Raw genomic sequence first — 18536 nt, 5'->3', positions numbered from 1 at the left:
GCGCACGTCAACACTCTCGCGGGGGACCCCCGGATAGGTCGCGTTTTCTGGACACCACCTGAGCGCTGGTTCAGCGCTCGCTCTCCCCCTTCTGCGTGCCCACCGGATCGGGGGCCCGTCGTCCGCCGCCCACGTCCCGTCTCAGGGGGACAGGGCGCCTCCGAGCCGCGACCTATCGTGATCCCGCTCCATCCGGAAGGCCCGGCGAGGCACCCCGGGGGGAGGTCGATCCGTGTCGAACGCGCATGCCCGGCCGAGCCACGACCGCTCGATCGCCCTCGGCCTCGTCCTGCTCCTGCTCGCCGCCGTCCTCGTGGTTCTGCCGGCGACGAGAGCTGCGGCGGCCACGGTCCTGCTCCAGGAGGGCTTCGGCGGCACCAGCGTCGCGGACTCGGCCTGGCAGGCGCTCGACGGGGGCTGCATCACCCGGGCGACGACCGCACCCCCGGCCGGGTCCTCGAACCTCGGCGTCTGCGCCAACCGGACTCAAGCCCCCGTCGCCGCGACGAGTCCGGGCTTCCTCCAGCTCACCGATGCCCGCAACGACGCCAAGGGCGGCGCGGTCTTCAACCGGCCCATTCCTGCCGCGGGCGGCATCGACGTCCAGTTCGACCAGTACCAGTACGGAAGCTCGCTGACGGGGGCCGACGGCATCGGCTTCTTCCTCACCGACGGCTCGAGGTCCCTCACCGCGGCGGGAGCTCCGGGCGGATCGCTCGGCTACGGCCAGTCGGCGACCGTCGACGGGGTGAACGGCGGCTACCTCGGGATCGGAATCGACGCCTTCGGGAACTTCTCGGCCAGGCCCCCCGCCGCGCCTACCCTCGGCCTCGGCTCCGACTGCCCCTCGAACTCCGGGTCGGCGCTCCTCACGGCGAACAAGATCGTGGCGCGCGGACCCGGGCAGGCCAAGAGCGGATACTGCTTCCTCCAGTCGGCCTCGCCTCCCCTGCTGACGTCGGTCCGCACGACGGCCACGACATCGACGGGCGCTCCGCCCGCGTCCTACGGGCGCACGATACGGATCATGGTCTCGGCTGCCGCCACTCCCGTCGTCACGGTCTACTGGGGAGGGACAGCGGGTCTGCCCGCCGGGCAGCTCGATCAGCTGATGCAGTTCACGATGCCGACCGCAGCGCCCTCGACCTACAAGCTCGGCTTCACGGCGTCCACCGGTGGATCGAACGACACCCACCTCGTCCGCAACGTCTCCGTCTCGTCCATCAACACTCTCGACGACATCACTCTGGTCAAGCAGATCGACCGCACCACCACGCAGCCCGTCGCCTACGCCGAGGGATCCGTCATCCCCTACCAGTTCGTCGTCACGAACGGGTCTATCCGGGGCACGCTCACCGGGATCGTCGTCACGGACCCGAAGGCCGCGAGCATCTCCTGTCCGACGACGACCCTGCTCCCGCTCGCCTCCACCATCTGCACGGGATCCCATACGGTCACGGCCGCCGAAGCGGTGGCCGGCTCGTTCGTCAACACGGCGACCGCTGCAGCGACGAAGACGGAGACGATCTCGAACGTCGTGACGACGACCCCCGTCACGAGCAGGACCGCCACCGTCACCGCCCCCATCGCCACCCCGGCTCCCGCTCTGACCCTCACCAAGACCGCCCTGCTCACCGACACGAACGGCAACGCCCAGGCCGACGCCGGAGAGCAGATCCGCTACTCCTTCCTCGCCCTCAACTCCGGCAACGTCACACTGCAGACGGTCGCCGTCGCCGACCCGAAGGTCACCGGCATCACGCCCGCCTCGACTCAGCTCGCACCCGGAGCGAGCGCGACCTTCACCTCGGCGCCGTACACGGTGCTGCAGACCGACATCGACAAGGGCACGGTCGTCACCAACACCGCCACGGTCAGCGGGCGCACGCTGGCCGCCTCGCCCGTGACGGTCACCGCGACCTCCACGGCCACCACGCCGATCCGCTACGCGCCCTCGATCTCGCTGACGAAGAACGGCACGATCCCGACCGGCGCCGCCGTGGGCTCGACCGTCTCCTACAGCTTCACCGCCACCAACACCGGCAACACCGGGCTGAGCGCCGTCGCGGTCACCGACCCCAAGAGCGGTCTCTCCGCGCTCGCCTACTCGTGGCCGGGGACCGCCGGGCGCCTCGAGATCGGCCAGTCGGTCACGGCGACCGCCTCGTACACGCTCACGCAGGCCGACGTCGACGCGGGCCAGGTCCTCAACACCGCCACCGCGACCGGCACCCCTCCGACGGGCGCCGCCGTCACGGCCACCGCCTCGCGGACGGTGACGATCACCCGCACGAACGACCTCGCGCTCACCAAGACCGCGAACCCCGCCTTCATCAGCGCCGCCGGCACCGTGGTGACCTACACCTTCCGCGCGACCAACACCGGCACCACCACCCTCACCGCGGTCGCGATCAGCGACCCCAAGAGCGGGCTCTCCGCTCTCACCTACTCCTGGCCGGGCACTTCCGGACGGCTGCTGCCCGGCCAGGTCGTCACCGCGACCGCCGCCTACACGACCACCGCCGCCGACGTCACCGCCGGCACGATCGCCAACACCGCCACGGCGACGGCGACCGGCCCGACCGGCGGGGCGTTCACCCGCACCGCCTCGGTGAGCATCTCGGTGATCCCCGATCCTGCCGCCGACGCCGCGACGGTCGTGCAGGGCGGATCGGTCGTGATCGACGTGCTCGCGAACGACGGGCCCGCCGCGACCGGCGCGACCTTTTCGCGCGCTCAGCTCTCGGCGACCCCGAAGGCGATCGGAGGCGCGGCGACCCCCGCCCCCGCCACTCCCGTGCAGGGTTCCGTCTCCTGCGTCGCGAGCGGAGCGACCCGCGGCCAGTGCACCTACCGCCCGATCGCCGCCTACGTCGGCACCGACGTCTTCGACTACTCGCTCTCGGGCCAGTACGGCACCTGGAACGTGCGGGTCACGGTCACCGTCACCGCGCTGAACCGCGCGCCGGTCGCCCGGCCCGACCGCGTGGTCGCGACCACCGGCGGCCCCGCCGTCGCCGTCGCTCCGCTCGCGAACGACACCGACGAGGACGCGGGCGCGACCCTCGCCCTGGCCGGCACGAGCGTCCCGGCCGGGCTGCGCGGCACCTTCTCCTGCTCCGGATCCACGTGCACCTACACGCCCGCGGCCGACGGCTGGACCGGGAGCGCGACGATCGCGTACACGGTCACGGACGGCGCGCTCACGGCGGGCGGCACGATCACGGTGTGGGTCGATCCCGCTCCCCTCGTCCGGCGCGGCTTCTCCGGCACCGGCAGCACGAGCGGAGCGGTCGGGCTCGGCGCCTGGACCAGCTCCTCCGTGGTCGCCACGCCTGTCGCGAGCTGCACGGCCGGTCGGCCGAGCACCCTCGTGAGCTGGTCGGCCGCCGCTGGAGCGACCGGCTGGACCCTCGAGCGCCGCCTCGCGGGGACGACGCCCGGCCCCTGGACCGTGATCGCGGCACCCGCCGCCTCCGCGACGAGCTTCACCGACGACCGGGTCGGTGAGGGCCGCAGCTACCAGTGGCGGGTCCGCCCGGACCTGCAGCGCTGGCTCGGAGTCGCGTCCGCCGCCTCGACCGCCGTCGCCCAGCCGGCCGTCACCACCGCCGGAGGCTGCTGATGCCTCCCCGCCGACACCCCTCTCGTCCTGCACGTGTCCTCGTGAGGGAGACCACGCCCGCACCGGGCACCACCCACCAGAAAGGAACGGTCGCCATGACCACCACAGCACCCACCCGTCGCAGCCCCTGGAAGAAGATCGCCCTCACCGGCGGCGTCCTCCTCGCCGCGGGAGCCCTTGCCGGCGCCGGCGCCTTCGCCGTGTTCACCGACTCCGGGACCGCCGTCGGCAACGTCGACGCCGGCCAGACCGACATCTCGGTGACCGGAGCGTTCACGGTCGCGAACATCGCGCCCGGCGACACCGTCCAGCGCCCGATCAGCCTCGTGCTGCCGAACGCGACCAACGACGGGGACCTCGTCTCGTCGGTGCGCTTCTACCAGGACGTCACCAACGACGTCGTCGGCACGGACGCCACCGACCCGGGCCGCCAGGGCGCGTCTCTCGTCACCGGCACGAACGGCCTCGACTACCGCCTGCTGACCTGCTCCACCGCCTGGGTCCCCGCCGCCGCTCCCGCGGAGGCCGGCCCCTACACCTGCGCGGGCACGCAGACCGTCACCGGCACCGGCAAGCTCTCGACCATCGGCGGAGTCGCCAACGCGGCGAACTTCACCCCGGCGAACTTCGGCATCACTCCCACCACGACCGGGACCTTCCCCTCGGACGCCGGTGATGTGACGCTGAACACGCTGATCGAGCTCGTCCTGCCGACGGCGGCCGACAACGCGTACGAGAACGCCTCCGCCACGGTCACCTTCACCGCCGCCGCGATCCAGCGCGCCGGCATCCAGAAGTAGACCGTCCGCCACCGCCTCCGCCCTGCCCGGCCGCCACCGGCGCGGGGCGGAGGCATCCCCCTTTCCCCGGAGTCGTCCCCATGCCCCACGCCCGTGCGCTCGTCGCCGTCCTCGCGGCGGTGCTCCTCGCGCCCGCGGCGAGCGCCGAGCCCGTCGGCGTGCTCGACGTGCGCGAGCTCTCGGCACCCGGATCCCTCACCGACCTCGCTCCGGGCGACCGCGCCGAGTGGGCGGTCGAGGTGACCAGCACCGGCCTGTCGCCGCAGGGGGTCTCCGTGGCCTTCGCGGTCGACGGAGGCACGCTGGCGCAGGACCCGCGCGACGGCCTCCAGCTGTCCGTCGAGCTCTGCGACTCGGCGTTCACCGTCGCCGAGGTCGTCGACGGGGAGCGCACGGTCGAGCGCTACCTCTGCCCCGGCGACGCTGTGCCGCTCGGATCCGGGCCCGCGGCGATGCTCGGACGGCTCGACGGTGTCCGTCCGCTCGAGCGCGGGGCCACCATGGGGGTGCGCGTCCGCGTCCTGTTCCCGGAGTCGGCCGGCAACGGGACCGAGCTCGCGGCGGCGTCGCTGCGGGTGCTCGTGGGCACGACGGAGGAGGATCCCTCCGCGACGCCCGGCCCCGGCTCCTTCCCCGGAGCGGCGGGCGGCGGGCTGGCCGTCACCGGCCGCGACCTGGGCGCTGCGCTCCTGGGCGGGATGCTCGCCCTCGGCTCGGGCGCCCTGCTCGCCGCGGCTGCGCGCCGTCGTCACCGGAGGGAGCAGGCGTGAAGGCCCTCCGCGCTCTCCTCGGCGGACTGGTCACGATCGTGGCCGTCGCCGGCATCGCCGTCTTCGTCCTCTCCGCGCTCGGTCTCGTGCGGCTCGTGCCGGTGCTGTCGAACTCGATGGCGCCCGGGATGCCCGTCGGCTCCCTCGCCGTCACCCTGCCCGTCGACCAGGCCGCGATCCGCGCCGGCGACGTGATCGTCTTCACCGACCCGGACGATCCGGGCCGCCGCGTCATCCACCGCGTCACCCTCGTCTACTCCGAGGAGGAGGCTGCGGCCCTCCGCGGCCGCGAGCCCGGCCAGCTGGCGCTCACCACCAAGGGCGACAACAACGAGTCGGCCGACCCGTGGATCGTGACGATCGCGGACGAGCGGATCTGGCGCGAGAGCTCGGTGGTGCCGCTGCTGGGCTGGCCGAGCATCGGCCTCGCCCACCCGGAGGCGCGGTTCGCGCTCTTCGCCGCGGGCGGCGCGGTCATCGTGGGCGCGCTCCTGATCGCCATCTGGCGCCGCCCCGCGGAGGTCGCCCCATGAGCGGCGCGCACCGCTCGTCGGACGGCACGCCGCCCCCGGAGCCCCTGCGTCCGCCCGCTGAGCACGGGCGGCACAGCGCCCGGCCGTCCTCCCGCGACCGTGGAGCCCCGCGCCACTCCCCCGAGGTCCGCCGCCGCGTGGTCTCCCGCGCCGGCCTGGCGGGACTCGTCGCCGGCGCGCTCGTCCTCGGCGCCGCCGCCACCGCCACCGCCGTGCTCCTGGACCGGGGCTCCGTGAGCGCGCGGGTCGCCTCCGGCACCGTCATCGCGACGTTCACCGGCACCGGAGCGACGACCGTGCCGGTCCCCGTCGCGGGACTCGTCCCCGGCGGCACGGCCCGGCGCCTCCTCGACCTGACGAACGCCGGGACCCTGCCGATGTCTGCCCTCCAGCTGCAGACGGCCACCGGCACCGACCTCTCGGACGGCCTGCAGCTCGCGATCGAGCGCTGCTCGCAGTCCTGGTCGGCCGACGCCGCCACCTGCCCCGGCACCGTCACCACCGTGTCGGCCGACCGCCCCGCCGCCTCCCGCCTCGACCTGCCCGGCTCCCCCGCCCTCTCCGTCGGAGCGACCGACCACCTCCGCCTGACCGTGCGCCTCTCGGAGTCCGCGCCGTCCGCCGCGCAGAGCACCTCCGCGACCCTCACCGTCACCGTCGTGGGCCTGCAGCGGCCGGGCCGCCAGCTGTAGGCGCGGCGGGCCCACGCCTCGGCAGCACCACCGCCGCGCCGTCCCCTTCCGCGCTGAGGTGCCCGGGACGGTCGTCGACACGCCGGAGCGGGCGACCGTCTCGGGCGACTCAGCGGGGCCGCGGGTACCTCGGTGGTGCCTCGCTACTCGCGCAGGGCCGCCACGGCGTCGTGGAAGCTCGGCACGTCGGAGAGCACGCCCTCGGGCCCCAGCACCGTCCAGGTCGTGCCCGCGCGGATCAGGACGCCCAGCTCCTCGGCGGGCCGGCGGCGGGTGCGGCGCAGCTCGAGCACGAAGACTCCGGGACGGGCCTCTCTGATCTCGGGAGTGCGCCGGTCGGGCAGCATCACGAGTCCTCCCCGAGGGTCAGCGGTAGACGCTCCACTCCTTCTTCACGATCCGGCGCTCCTCGCCGTCGACCGCGACGATCCACTCGCCGTCCTTCTTGGCCACGACCCGCCCGCGCAGGTACTGCGGCTCCCAGCCGTCGGCCTTGTTGACCCACTTCACGAACCGCGCGAACCGCCCCGGTGCCACGTCGTCTCTGGACATCTCTCGACTCCCCTCGTCGTCACCGGCACGTCCATCGCCCTCCGTCAGGAGAGCACCTCGCCCAGCGCGAGGGGGACCTCTCCTGTGAGGTCTCGAAGCCGGTTCACCGACGGTAGAACGCGCTCCTCACTACGGACGAGACCGTTGACTGATCGACGATCGTCTGGCAGTGGGGTCAGGATGCGGCAGCGGAATCAGGAGTCGAACAGCACGTGCGGCCGTCCGGCGTCGACGATCACGCGGGCGCGCACCCCGTAGACGTCCGCGATCAGCGCCGGAGTGAGCACCTCCTCCGGGGTGCCGCCCGCGACCACGCGCCCCTCGCGCAGCACCAGCAGCGCGTCGCAGAACAGGGCCGCGAGGTTGAGGTCGTGCAGCGCGACGACCGTGGTCACCGGCAGCGCCCGCACCAGGGCCAGCAGCTCCAGCTGATGGCGGATGTCGAGGTGGTTGGTCGGCTCGTCCAGCAGCAGCTCGCGCGGCTCCTGCGCCAGCGCCCGGGCGATGTGCGCGCGCTGCCGCTCGCCGCCCGAGAGGGTGTGCCAGAGGTGGTCGGCCTTCGCCTCGAGACCCACCTGCTCGAGGGCGCGCTCGATCGCGCGCAGGTCCTCGGCCGTGTCTCCGCCCAGAAGGGAGCGGTGCGGTGTCCGCCCCAGCCGGACGACGTCGCGGACGGGGAGGTCCGCCTCCGTCTCGGCCTGCTGCGTCACCGTGGCCACGGCCCGGGCGACCTCGCGGCGGCGGAGCGAGCGGAGCGGCGCGCCGTCGAGGGTGACGACGCCGGCGTCCGGAGCCGCGGTGCCCTGCAGCAGCCGCAGCAGCGACGACTTGCCCGAGCCGTTGGGCCCGAGCAGTCCCACTGTCGAGCCGGGAGCGGGGCGGAGCGAGACCCCGTCGACCACCAGGCGGCCGCCCCGGCGCCACGAGACCCGGTCGGCCTCGAGCGTCACGAGCGGCCCCTCCGCCGCAGGAGCAGCAGCATGAACACCGGCACGCCGACGAGTGCCGTGCCGACCCCCACCGGCAGCGGAGTCGGCGCGAACGCCACCCGCGATCCGGCGTCGACCCACACCAGGAACACCGCGCCGAGCAGGATCGTCGCGGGGATCACCCGCGAGTGCCGCTGGCCGAACACGAGTCGCGCGGCGTGCGGCAGCACCAGCCCCACGAAGCCGATCGCGCCGGCGATGCTCACCAGGGTCGCCGTCAGCAGGGCCGTCACCACCAGCAGGAGGAGGCGGGTGCGGCCCACATGCACGCCGAGCGACGCAGCCACGTCCTCCCCGAAGGCGAACGCGTCGAGCGTGCGCGCCGCGGCGAGGCAGACCACGGAGCCGAGCAGCACGACGCCTCCGCTCAGCGCTGCGTCGTCCCAGCGCATGCCCTCGAGGGAGCCGAGCAGCCAGAACATCACGCCGCGCGTCTCGTCCGAGTCGGCGAGCGCGAACACGATCAGCGAGGTCAGCGCCGAGAACAGCTGGGTGCTCGCCACCCCCGCCAGGATCACGCCCGAGGTGCCGCCCGCCGAGAACCGCGTGAGCAGCAGCACGAAGCCGAAGGCGACCAGCGCGCCGACGAAGGCGCCTCCGGAGAGCCCGACCACTCCTCCGCCGACCCCGAGCACGCCGACGAGCACCGCGCCCGTGGACGCTCCGGAGGAGACGCCCAGCACGAACGGGTCGGCGAGCGGATTGCGCAGCAGCGACTGCAGGATCACTCCGCACACGCCGAGCCCCGCCCCGCAGGCCGCGGCCACGAGTGCGCGCGGGAGGCGCTCCTGCCAGACGATCGCGTCCTCGGCCGCACGCACCGGGACGGAGGCGAGCCCGAGGTGGTTGAGGAGGATGTCGCGGACGTTCACGAGCGAGACGTCGGCCGGGCCGAGCGTCACCGCGACGCCGACCGAGAGCGCCAGCGCTAGCAGCCCGCCGACGACCAGCGCGGCGGCGGCAAGGCCCCGCGGCACCCGGCGGACGAGGACCGCGCCCGTGCCCGTGCCCGTGCTCGTGTGCGTGCTCAGAGCGAGGCCCCGTTCTCGTCCCACCAGGCGCGGATCTTCTCGAGCCCGTCGACGAAGCGGATCGACGGGTTCATCTCGGCGCCGTGGAGCGCGATGAAGCGGCCGTCCTGCACCGCGGGCAGGCTGCTGGTCAGCGGGTCGGAGCGGAGGAACGCGGTCTTGTCGTCGAGGCGGTCGCCGGGGAAGCGGTCGCGCTGCAGGTCGCCGAGGACCAGGACGTCCGGGTCGGCCGCGACGACGCTCTCCCAGCCGACGGCGGGCCAGTCCTCCGTGCGGTCGGCGAAGACGTTGGTCATGCCGGTCGTGGTGCCGAGCATCGAGGCGAAGTTGTAGCCGCCGGCCATGTAGGGCGTCTTGGTGTCGGCGAACCAGAAGGCGACGCTCCGGCCGCCGAGGTCGACCCCCTCGGTGGCGGCGGCGGCGCGCTCATGCAGCTGCGCGACCAGGGCGTCGCCGCGCTGCTGCACGTCGAAGACCTCGGCCAGCTCGTGGATCTCCTGGTAGAGGACGTCGACGGTCAGCGGGACGGTGCGCGTGCCGCTCCCGCCGTTGACGCTCGCTCCGTTGTCGCAGTCGGAGGGGGCGAGGTAGGAGCCGATCCCCGTCTCGGCGAGGCGGTCGCGCGAGGCGACGCCCTCGGGGGCGTAGTGGCGGCCGAAGGAGGCGGTGACGAAGTCCGGGTCGGCACCGAGCAGCACCTCGTAGGTGGGCGCGTTGTCGGCCAGGCGCGGCACGCTCTCGTTCGCGGAGGCGAGGGTCTCGAGCACGGGGTCGGTCCAGGAGGCCGTGCCGACCATCCGGTCCTCGAGGCCGAGGGACAGCAGGATCTCGGTCGAGTTCTGGTCGAGGGAGACGACCCGCTGCGGAGGGGCGGTGACGGTGGTCGCGGTGCCGCAGTTGTCCAGCATGAGCGGGTACGAAGTCGTGCCCTCCCCCGCGGCGGCCGTGCTCTCGGGCTCGATCTGCTCGGAGGCGCCGCAGCCGGTGAGGGCGAGCAGGGTCAGGGCGGCGAGGGCGAGGGCGGCGGGGCGCCGTCGGTGCGTGGACATGGATCTCCCGTGGTTCGTGGGCGTCGGTCGTCCGCCCGGTTCATAGGCCCGGTTCATGGGCCCGGTTCGCCGGCAGGGCTCGTCGGCCCGGTCCGTCGGCGGGCGGCACCCGCGTCTCGGCGCGGAGCCCGGGTAAGCATAGCCTTACCTCACCTGCCCCATCCATTCGCGCCAGTCGATCCGCGCCACCGAGCCCTCGGCCGCCCTCGGCCCGGCCCGCCGGCGACTCCGCAGAAGTCGCCGTGGTCGCGCGCGCGCGGACGGCGACCTCCGAGTTCTCATGTCACCCAGAAGGCCCGGAACAGCCGAGTAAGCGGACACCTGTCGCGCACCTCGCCTCCGCAGCCCCCAACCAGGTGGACAGCACCCCGGACACGGTTCCCCTGAGGGCGGGAGAGCGCGATCCTGAACACCGACGATCGACGGCGCCCGCCCCACCGCCCGCCGACCGTCACGGAAGGAACCCGTTGCCCCGCCACTCCGCCCGCACCGCCGCCTCCGGCCGGTCCGCGCTGGTGCGCAAGGCCGACGCGTCCGGCTACCGGCCCGAGATCGAGGGACTGCGCGCCGTCGCGTCCCTCCTGGTCGCTACTTTCCACATCTGGCTGGGCCGCGTCTCCGGAGGCGTCGACGTCTTCTTCGTGATCGCCGGGTTCCTCACCACCCTCACCCTCCTCGGCCAGATCCGCCGGTTCGGGCGCGTGCGTCCGATCGCCTTCCTCCGGAGGCTCGCCTCGCGGCTCTTCCCGGCGGCCGCGGTGGTGCTGGTCGTCGTCGCGGCGCTCGCTCCGCTCCTCCTGCGCCCCTCGCAGCTGCTGCAGACCTTCACCGAGGTGCTCGCCTCGACCTTCTACGTCGAGAACGTCGCGCTCGCGCGGGCCGGAGTGGACTACCTCGCGCAGGACGACTTCCACTCGCCGGTGCAGAACTTCTGGGCGATGTCGGTGCAGGGGCAGTTCTACCTGATCTGGCTCGCCCTGGTACTCGTCGCGACCCTCGCCGCCGTGCTGCTGCGGCGCCGCGCGCAGCTGCCGCGGTTCCTGCTGGCGCTCGTCGCGGCGCTCACCGTCCTCTCGTTCGCGTTCTCCGTCGTGCTGGTCGGGATCGACCAGCCGACCGCGTACTACAGCACCCTCGCCCGCTCGTGGGAGTTCGGGCTCGGCTCGCTCGCGGCCCTCGTGCTCCCGGGACTGGCGATCCCGGCGGCCCTGCGGACGGTCGCCGGGTGGCTGGGGCTGATCGGAGTCGTCTCCTGCGGGTTCGTGCTCCAGGTCTCGAGCGCGTTCCCGGGCGCCGCCGCGCTCTGGCCGACCCTCTCGGCGGTGCTCGTGCTCGTCGCCGGGACCGGCCCCGCCCCGGAGCGCGGCGTCGGCCGACTGCTGGCCCTGCGCCCGCTCGTGTGGCTGGGCGGCCTGAGCTACGGGATCTACCTCTGGCACTGGCCACTCCTGGTCTTCTGGCGCGAGAGCACCGGCGAGGACCCGACCGCCCTCGCGGGCCTGGGCGTCATCGCCGCCGCGATCCTCCTGGCCGCCGCCTCGAAGCGCTTCCTCGAGGACCCCCTCCACCGCCGCGCCCCCGCCGAGCGCCCGCACCGCCTCCGCGCGCTCGCCCCGGCGGCCCTGCTGGCCGTCGCCGCCCTGGTCGGAGCGACGGGCCTCACCGGAACGAACGCCGCGATCGCCGCCGACCTCACCCGCGCGCACGCCCTCCTCGTCTCGACCGAGGGCTGCGTCGGAGCCGCGGCGCTCGCGAACGCCTGCCCCGACTCCTGGACCACGAGCCTGCCCGCCGTCGACGCCTCGGAGGACGGCTCCGCCCTGAACACCGACGAGTGCAGCACGGGCAACTCCGGCACCGCGCTCAAGGAGTGCCGCTTCGGCGATCCCGCCGGCCTCCGCGTGCTGCTCATCGGCAACTCGCACGCGGCGTCGTTCTTCCCGGCGCTGCGCGGCGTCGCAGAGGAGCGCGGCTGGGACCTGCACACCTACTACAAGACGGGCTGCGTCTTCTCGACCGCGGAGCGGCGCGACGACTCCGCCTCCTCCCGCCGCTCCTGCGACGTCTGGAACGGGAAGCTGCAGGAGGAGCTCGCGGGCCAGGAGCCGTACGCGCTCGTCGTCACCGCCTACTCCGCGAAGAAGTCCGTGTTCGTCGACGCGTCCGGCACCCCCGACGAGCAGGCCGGCATCGACGGGTTCCACGAGTCGTGGGCGCCGCTGATCGCCCGCGGATCCACGGTGGTCGCGATCCGCGACAATCCGGTGCTGCCCTCGCTCTCCCTGCTGGCCTGCGCCGAGGAGCCGGGCTCCGCGGCCGACTGCAGCGTGCCGCTCGACGAGGCCTTCGCCGACCGCGAGCTGATGGCCGCCGCGGCCGAGGGCTGGCCGGGCGCCGCCGCCGCCGACCTCACCCGCTGGTTCTGCGACGACCGCGGCTGCCCCCTCGTGATCGGCGGAGTGAAGGTGTACCGCGACCTCGGGCACCTCACCGAGTCGTACGCCCGGACCCTGGCGCCCTACCTCGGCGAGGCGCTGGACCCGCTGGTCGGCTGAGGGCCCTCGCGCTCGCCTCCGGACGCATGCAAGACTGTTTATACGAACAGGGGATCGGAGGAGCCGATGGGCCACTCTCACGGCGTTCCAATCGGCTCCGCCGCCGCACGGCACCGGCGTCCGCTCGTGACCGCCTTCGTGCTGACCGCGGCGTTCATGGTCGTCGAGTTCGCGGTCGGAGTCGCGACGGGCTCGCTCGCGCTGCTCTCGGACGCCGCGCACATGGGCACCGACGTGCTGGCGCTCGGGATGTCGATCGCCGCGATCTCGCTCGCCGCCCGCCCCGCCGCGAAGGGCCGCACCTACGGCTCCTACCGCCTCGAAGTGCTGGCCGCCCTCGCCAACGGCCTGCTGCTGTTCGCGGTCGCCGCGTTCGTGATCGTCGAGGCCGTCCGCCGCTTCGCCGAACCGCCCGCGGTGCCCGGCGGCCCCCTCCTGATCACCGCCGTCGTGGGCCTGGCGGTCAACCTCGTGAGCCTGCGCCTGCTGTCGGCCGGGGCGAAGGAGAGCATCACCCTCCGCGGAGCCTCCCTCGAGGTGCTCGGCGACGCGCTCGGCTCGATCGGCGTGATCGTGGCGGCGATCGTGCTGCTCACCACCGGCTGGGCGTGGGCGGATCCGATCGTCGGCGTGCTGATCGGGCTGCTGATCCTTCCCCGCACCTGGTCGCTGACGAGGCAGGCGCTGGGGATCCTCATGGAGTCGGCGCCCGCGCACGTCGACCTCGCGGCCCTCGAGCGCGACGTCTGCGCCGTCCCCGGCGTGCTGGCGCTGCACGACCTGCACGTGTGGACGATCACCTCGGGCATGGAGAGCGCCACCGGCCACGTGGTCGTCGCCCCCGACGCCGACTACCGCACCGCGCTCTCGCGGGTGCTCGCCGTCCTCCGCGAGCGCCACGGCATCGACCACGCGACCATCCAGTGCGAGCCCGAGGCCTTCCCGGAGACGACGCACCGCGTCTGAGCGCGGGGGTGTCGCGGCGCACGGCCGCACGCCTCCGCATGCCCACGACCCTCCAGGAGTCGTCGCACTCGACGTCGACTGCGACGACTCCCGGCTCCTCGACTCTGCGGGCCTCGCCCGCCCCTGAGCACCTTCCGATTGTTGACGTGAACATGTACAGTCGGCCGTCAGGGCGCGTTCACGTGAACACGCCCGCATTTCGATGGCGAAAGAGAGACCGCATCAATGTCGATGTCCTTCAGAAGGGTCGCCGCGCTCGCCACGAGCGCCGCCCTGGCCACAGGAGCACTGCTGGCGATCCCCGCCGCAGCGGCCCCCGCTCAGGCCGCGGACGCGTTCCGCATCACGCCGAACCCCGCCGCCGCCGGTGAGGCGTTCGAGGGCTGGGGCACCAGCCTCGTCTGGTTCGCGAACGCGACCGGCGGCTATCCCGAGGCCCTCCGCGAGGACCTCTACCAGAAGGTCTTCGGCGACAGCGGCCTCGACCTGAACATCGCCCGCTACAACATCGGCGGCGGCAACGCCTCCGACGTGAAGGACTACCTCCGCCCGGGCGGCGCCGTCGAGGGCTGGTGGAAGCCGAACCCGGCCGGCGACGCGTCGACCTACGGCGGCACCTCCACGAAGCTCGCCGACCGCGATGCGCTCCTGGCGAAGTGGAACGCGGACGACCCCGCCTCCTACGACTGGACCGCCGACGAGACGCAGCGCTGGTGGGTCGAGAGGCTCGCCGAGGAGAAGCAGATCTCGCATTGGGAGGCGTTCTCCAACTCCGCCCCGTACTTCATGACCGAGAGCGGCTATGTCTCGGGCGGCTTCGACGCGAACAGCGAGCAGCTGAAGCCCGCCGCCGAGGAGCAGTTCGCGAAGTACCTCGTGAAGGTCACCGAGCACATGGAGGACGAGTACGGCATCGAGTTCGACACGCTCGACCCCTTCAACGAGCCGAACACGAACTACTGGGGCACGCAGCTCTCCAACGGCGTCCCGACCGGCGGACGCCAGGAGGGAATGCACGTCGGACCGACGCGCCAGGCGGGTCTGATCCCCGACGTCGCCGCCGCGCTGGACGCCTCGACCACCGACGCCGGCATCGCCGCGATGGACGAGACCAACCCCGACATCTTCGCGACGAACTGGGCCGCCTACTCCGCCGCGATCCGCGCCGAGGTCGACCGGATGAACGTCCACACCTACGGCACCTCGGGCCGCCTCAAGGTCCGCGACCTCGCGAAGCAGGCCGACACCGACCTGTGGATGAGCGAGATCGAGGGCAACTGGGTCACCGGCTTCGACCCCACCAACATGGAGAACGGCCTCGGCATCGCCGGCCGCATCAACGACGACCTGCGCGAGCTCGAGCCCAAGGCGTGGGTGCTCTGGCAGCCCGTCGAGGACTACTACAACATGCAGCAGCCCAAGCCCAAGGGCGAGAACCTCAACTGGGGCTCCGTCTACATCGACCTGGACTGCAAGCCGTACCAGGAGAACGGGACCGAGGTCTGGAAGTCGGTCCGCCGCGTCGCCGACGCCGGTGGCGACTCCACCAAGGCCCCGGTCTGCGGCGTCGAGACGAACTCGAAGTTCAACACCATCCGGAACTTCACCAAGTTCATCCACGAGGGCGACCACCTGATGCCCTCCAACGACAGCTCCTCTACCGCCGCCGTCCGCGGCGACGGCTCGGGCGCGACCGTCGTGCACACCAACAGCACCGCGACCGAGAAGACCGTCGTGCTCGACCTCTCCCGCTTCGGCACCATCGCCGACACCGCGACGGTCACCCCCTACGTCACCACGAAGGCCTCCTCGGCAGCCGCTCCCACGAGCAACGCCCTGGTCGCCAAGACGCCGGTGAGCGTCGACCGCATCTCGCGCACCGCCACGATCACCGTGCCCGCCAAGTCGGTCACGAGCTTCTCGATCGACGGAGTCTCGGGAGTCGCCGACTCCGCCCCCGCCCTGCGCGACGGCCACCGCTACCAGCTGGTCGGCACCCAGAGCGGCAAGGCCCTGACCGGCAACCCCTCGGGCGCCGCGACCACGATCACCGGCCTCGCCACCGACTCCGCCACGGCCGCCAAGCAGACCTGGACGGTCCGCGAGGTCGCCGCCGGCGAGCGCGAGGCCACCCGCCGCGTCGTCCTCGTCAACGGCGACGGACGCGTGCTCGGAGCCACGACCGCCGGCACCGACCTGCGCTCGCTGTCCGTCGACGCGGCGAAGACGACCGCCGCGACCCGCTGGATCGTCAACACCACCGACGGCGTGAACTTCTCGCTCGTCAACGAGTCGATCGCCCAGTCGCTCGACGTGAACGGCGGCTCCAGTGCCGACAACGCGTCGGTCGGCGTCTACACCTCCAACGGCGGAGCGAACCAGTCGTGGTCCCTCCGCGACCTCGCGCCGACCGCCGGCCAGACGATCGCCGTCCGCACCACCGCGGGCGTCGCTCCGACCCTGCCCGCGAGCATCACCCCGCAGTACTCCTGGGGAGCCGGCGCACCGCTCGCCGTCACCTGGCAGCGCCCCGCCGACTCGGCGTACGGCGCGACCGGCCGCGTCGAGGTGCCCGGCACCGCGACCGACCTCTACGGCCAGACGATCACGGTCACCGCGCTCGTCGACGTCGGCGGACTGACCGCGACCGACCCCGTGTCGGTCACGGCCGCCGCGGGCGCCTCGGTCGCCGGAGTGAAGGCCTCGGCCCCGACGACGGTCCCCGCCCGCGTGGGCGCCTCGGCCAGCACCTTCCCGGTGCCGGTCGTCTGGGACTGGACGCCGCTCACCACCGCCTCCCTCGCCCGGGCCGGGCAGGTGACGGTCTCGGGAACGGCGACCGCCGACGGCGCTACGCTCCCCGCCACGCTCACGGTGCTCGTCACCACGGGCACGCTCCGCAACTTCAACCCGGACGCCGGCATCGTCGCGACCGCGTCGTCGTCGGAGTCGGGCTACGGACCGGAGCGCACCCGCAACGGCGTGGACGGCGACAAGGGCTGGTCGAACTGGACCAACGGCACCAAGGCCGCGCAGAGCTCGCTGACCTACACCTTCCCCTCGACCCACCAGGTCGAGAAGGTGTCGGTGCAGTTCCTCGCCGACGGCGGCACCAGCTGGGCGCAGACCTACCAGCTGCAGTACCAGGCCGCCGACAGCACGACCTGGACCGCGGTCCCCGGCTACGAGTCGGCCGTGGCCCTCGCGTCGCCGGCCGGAGGAACGGCTCCGACCCTGGTCGCGTCGTTCGCGCCCGTCACGGCCAAGGCCTTCCGCGTCGTGATGAACGCCTACGACAACACGCACCTGATCGTGGCCGAGACCAAGCTCTACGAGTCGGTCGCCTCCCCCGCCGCGGTCGCCACCCTGGGCGCCCTGCGCGTCGGCGGAGCCGGCATCGCCGGGTTCGACCCGGCCCGCACCTCCTACGCGGTCACCGTCGAGGGCACGGCGATGCCGGTGATCGGAGCAGTGGCGACCGACTCGGCGGCCACCGTGCGGATCACCCAGCCGACGACGGCGAACGGCGGAGTCGCGACCATCGCGGTCCGCGCGGCCGACGGCTCCGTCACCTCGACCACGACGGTGACGGTGACCCTGAAGGCGCCCGCCGCCCTCGCGGTCGCGGTCACGGCGACCACCCGCTGCATCGCCGGCAAGGTGACGCTCACCGTCGCGGCGAAGAACGAGTCCGGCGTGCCGGTCTCGATGACCATCGCGACGCCCTCCGGGTCGAAGCAGGTCACCGGAGTCGCGCCCGGCGCGAGCGGCAGCGCCGCGTTCACCACGCGCGCGGCCTCGGTGCCGGCCGGCCAGGCCACCGTCACCGCGACGGGCACGGTCGACGGCAAGCAGGTCACCTCGGTGGCGACGGGAGCGTACGCGGCCCGCAGCTGCTGACGCCCCCTCCGACACGGACCGCCTCCGCCCCTCCGGGGACGGGGGCGGTCCGTCGTTCATCGAGAGCGGCGCTGCGGGGGCGGCGCGTCGCGGGATCCCGATGCGACCGCGGCGCGGGCTACTCGATCAGCATGGATCCGTGCCGGTCGGGCAGCCGCACACCTCCGCGCCGGTGGAGCGACCGCGCACCCCCATGCCGGTCGACCAGCCGCGGCACGCGGAGTACCGAGACCCCGCTCAGTGCCCCGCGGCCGTCTCGTCGCGGGAGCGCAGGCGCGAGACGCCCATCACGACGGCCGCGATGACCAGACCCAGCACGAGGCCGAAGATCATCGAGACGAAGGTGTCGGCCAGCCAGACGACGACGGGGCCCGCGCCCTCGACCGCGTGGGTGACGACGTGCACGAGGTCGTACGGACCGTGCCACACCGTCTCGGCGAGGTTCGCGACGACGAGGTGCCCGCCGACCCAGAGCATGGCGAGCGTCCCGATGATGCTGATCGCGCGGAACACGACCGGCATCGACGCGACGATCCTCGCCCCGGTGCGCCGCACGCCGCGGGCCGCGTTCTTCATCAGGCGCAGGCCCACGTCGTCGATCTTCACGAGCAGCGCGACGGCGCCGTAGACGAGCACGGTCATCCCGAGCCCGACGACCAGGAGCGCGCCGAGCGTGGGCCAGATCCCGAAGTCGGGGTCGAGGCCGTCGAGCGCGATCAGCATGATCTCGGTGCTCAGGATGAGGTCGGTGCGGATGGCGCCGAAGACGAGCTTCTTCTCGTCGCGCGCCTCCGTCTCGTGGCCGCCGTGCGAGACGCCGAACCACTCGAGCACCTTCTCCGCCCCCTCGAAGCAGAGGAACGCGCCGCCGAGGATGAGCAGGTACGGCAGCACCTGCGGCGCGAACGCCGAGAGCAGCAGCGCCAGCGGGATGATGATGACGAACTTGTTGAACAGGCTCCCCAGCGCGATCCGCCCGACCACCGGGAGCTCCCGCGCGGGCGTGAGGCCCTGCACGTACTGCGGGGTGACGGCCGCGTCGTCGATCACGACGCCCGCCGTCTTGGCGCTCGC

14 protein-coding genes are annotated in these 18536 nt (G+C 73.2%); 8 read left to right on the top strand and 6 right to left on the bottom strand.

Translation table 11 applies throughout. The features are described 5' to 3' along the window. The first annotated feature begins 232 nt into the window (after positions 1 to 232). The 5 genes from C5C99_RS14685 (at position 233) to C5C99_RS14665 (ending at position 6420) form a co-directional block, all read left to right on the top strand. Positions 233 to 3625: an Ig-like domain-containing protein gene (locus tag C5C99_RS14685; protein WP_104340297.1), complete on the top strand. Its 3393-nt coding sequence runs from the start codon at positions 233 to 235 to the stop codon at positions 3623 to 3625. A 95-nt stretch (positions 3626 to 3720) separates the two neighbouring features. After that, the gene (locus C5C99_RS14680) at positions 3721 to 4425 is read left to right on the top strand and encodes a TasA family protein (protein ID WP_104315605.1); all 705 of its coding nucleotides are present in this window, start codon (positions 3721 to 3723) and stop codon (positions 4423 to 4425) included. Positions 4426 to 4505: 80 nt separating this feature from the next. Continuing rightward, complete coding sequence (locus C5C99_RS14675) at positions 4506 to 5195, top strand: hypothetical protein (protein WP_104340296.1); 690 nt, start codon at positions 4506 to 4508, stop codon at positions 5193 to 5195. Beyond that, a complete protein-coding gene (locus tag C5C99_RS14670; protein ID WP_104223395.1) occupies positions 5192 to 5728 on the top strand; it encodes a signal peptidase I in 537 nt (178 codons plus the stop codon). Before C5C99_RS14675 ends, C5C99_RS14670 begins: the two co-directional genes overlap by 4 nt. Continuing rightward, positions 5725 to 6420, top strand: a complete 696-nt coding sequence (locus C5C99_RS14665) for a peptidase (protein WP_104248042.1) — start codon at positions 5725 to 5727, stop codon at positions 6418 to 6420. Before C5C99_RS14670 ends, C5C99_RS14665 begins: the two co-directional genes overlap by 4 nt. Positions 6421 to 6563: 143 nt before the next feature. On the opposite strand, the gene C5C99_RS14660 is transcribed toward C5C99_RS14665, so the two are convergent. The 5 genes from C5C99_RS14660 to C5C99_RS14640 form a co-directional block, all read right to left on the bottom strand. Next, entirely contained in the window at positions 6564 to 6767 is a 204-nt protein-coding gene (locus C5C99_RS14660; RefSeq protein WP_104226362.1) for a hypothetical protein, read from the bottom strand. A gap of 19 nt (positions 6768 to 6786) precedes the next feature. Next, positions 6787 to 6972, bottom strand: coding sequence for a hypothetical protein (locus tag C5C99_RS14655; protein ID WP_104223398.1), 186 nt, complete (start codon positions 6970 to 6972; stop codon positions 6787 to 6789). 194 nt (positions 6973 to 7166) lie between these two features. Further along, entirely contained in the window at positions 7167 to 7922 is a 756-nt protein-coding gene (locus tag C5C99_RS14650; RefSeq protein ID WP_104226361.1) for an ABC transporter ATP-binding protein, read from the bottom strand. Next, positions 7919 to 9016 (bottom strand): FecCD family ABC transporter permease, encoded by a 1098-nt coding sequence (locus tag C5C99_RS14645; protein ID WP_374953740.1) that lies wholly within the window; start codon positions 9014 to 9016, stop codon positions 7919 to 7921. The genes C5C99_RS14650 and C5C99_RS14645 overlap by 4 nt, the downstream gene beginning before the upstream one ends. Further along, positions 8989 to 10041 carry an ABC transporter substrate-binding protein gene (locus tag C5C99_RS14640; protein ID WP_104340295.1) on the bottom strand — a complete coding sequence of 351 codons (1053 nt, stop codon included), beginning with the start codon at positions 10039 to 10041 and terminating at the stop codon, positions 8989 to 8991. Before C5C99_RS14640 ends, C5C99_RS14645 begins: the two co-directional genes overlap by 28 nt. 467 nt (positions 10042 to 10508) lie before the next feature. Between C5C99_RS14640 and C5C99_RS14635 the strand changes: the two genes are divergently transcribed. The 3 genes from C5C99_RS14635 (at position 10509) to C5C99_RS14625 (ending at position 17462) form a co-directional block, all read left to right on the top strand. Further along, entirely contained in the window at positions 10509 to 12596 is a 2088-nt protein-coding gene (locus C5C99_RS14635; protein ID WP_146085523.1) for an acyltransferase family protein, read from the top strand. Between the two features lie 66 nt (positions 12597 to 12662). Then, positions 12663 to 13562: a cation diffusion facilitator family transporter gene (locus C5C99_RS14630; protein WP_104260826.1), complete on the top strand. Its 900-nt coding sequence runs from the start codon at positions 12663 to 12665 to the stop codon at positions 13560 to 13562. A 231-nt stretch (positions 13563 to 13793) separates the two neighbouring features. Beyond that, positions 13794 to 17462, top strand: coding sequence for a glycoside hydrolase (locus C5C99_RS14625; RefSeq protein WP_146085522.1), 3669 nt, complete (start codon positions 13794 to 13796; stop codon positions 17460 to 17462). Positions 17463 to 17699: 237 nt separating this feature from the next. Here C5C99_RS14625 and C5C99_RS14620 read toward each other — a convergent pair. After that, a partial coding sequence (locus tag C5C99_RS14620) for a DUF808 domain-containing protein (protein WP_104340292.1) occupies positions 17700 to 18536 on the bottom strand: 837 nt, incomplete at its 5' end.

Origin of the sequence: Rathayibacter sp. AY1C4 (assembly GCF_002932195.1) — a bacterium.
In the GTDB taxonomy this organism is placed as follows: domain Bacteria; phylum Actinomycetota; class Actinomycetes; order Actinomycetales; family Microbacteriaceae; genus Rathayibacter.
The sequence above is the reverse complement of the archived record's forward strand: the minus strand, read 5'-3'. Positions and strand labels throughout refer to the sequence as shown.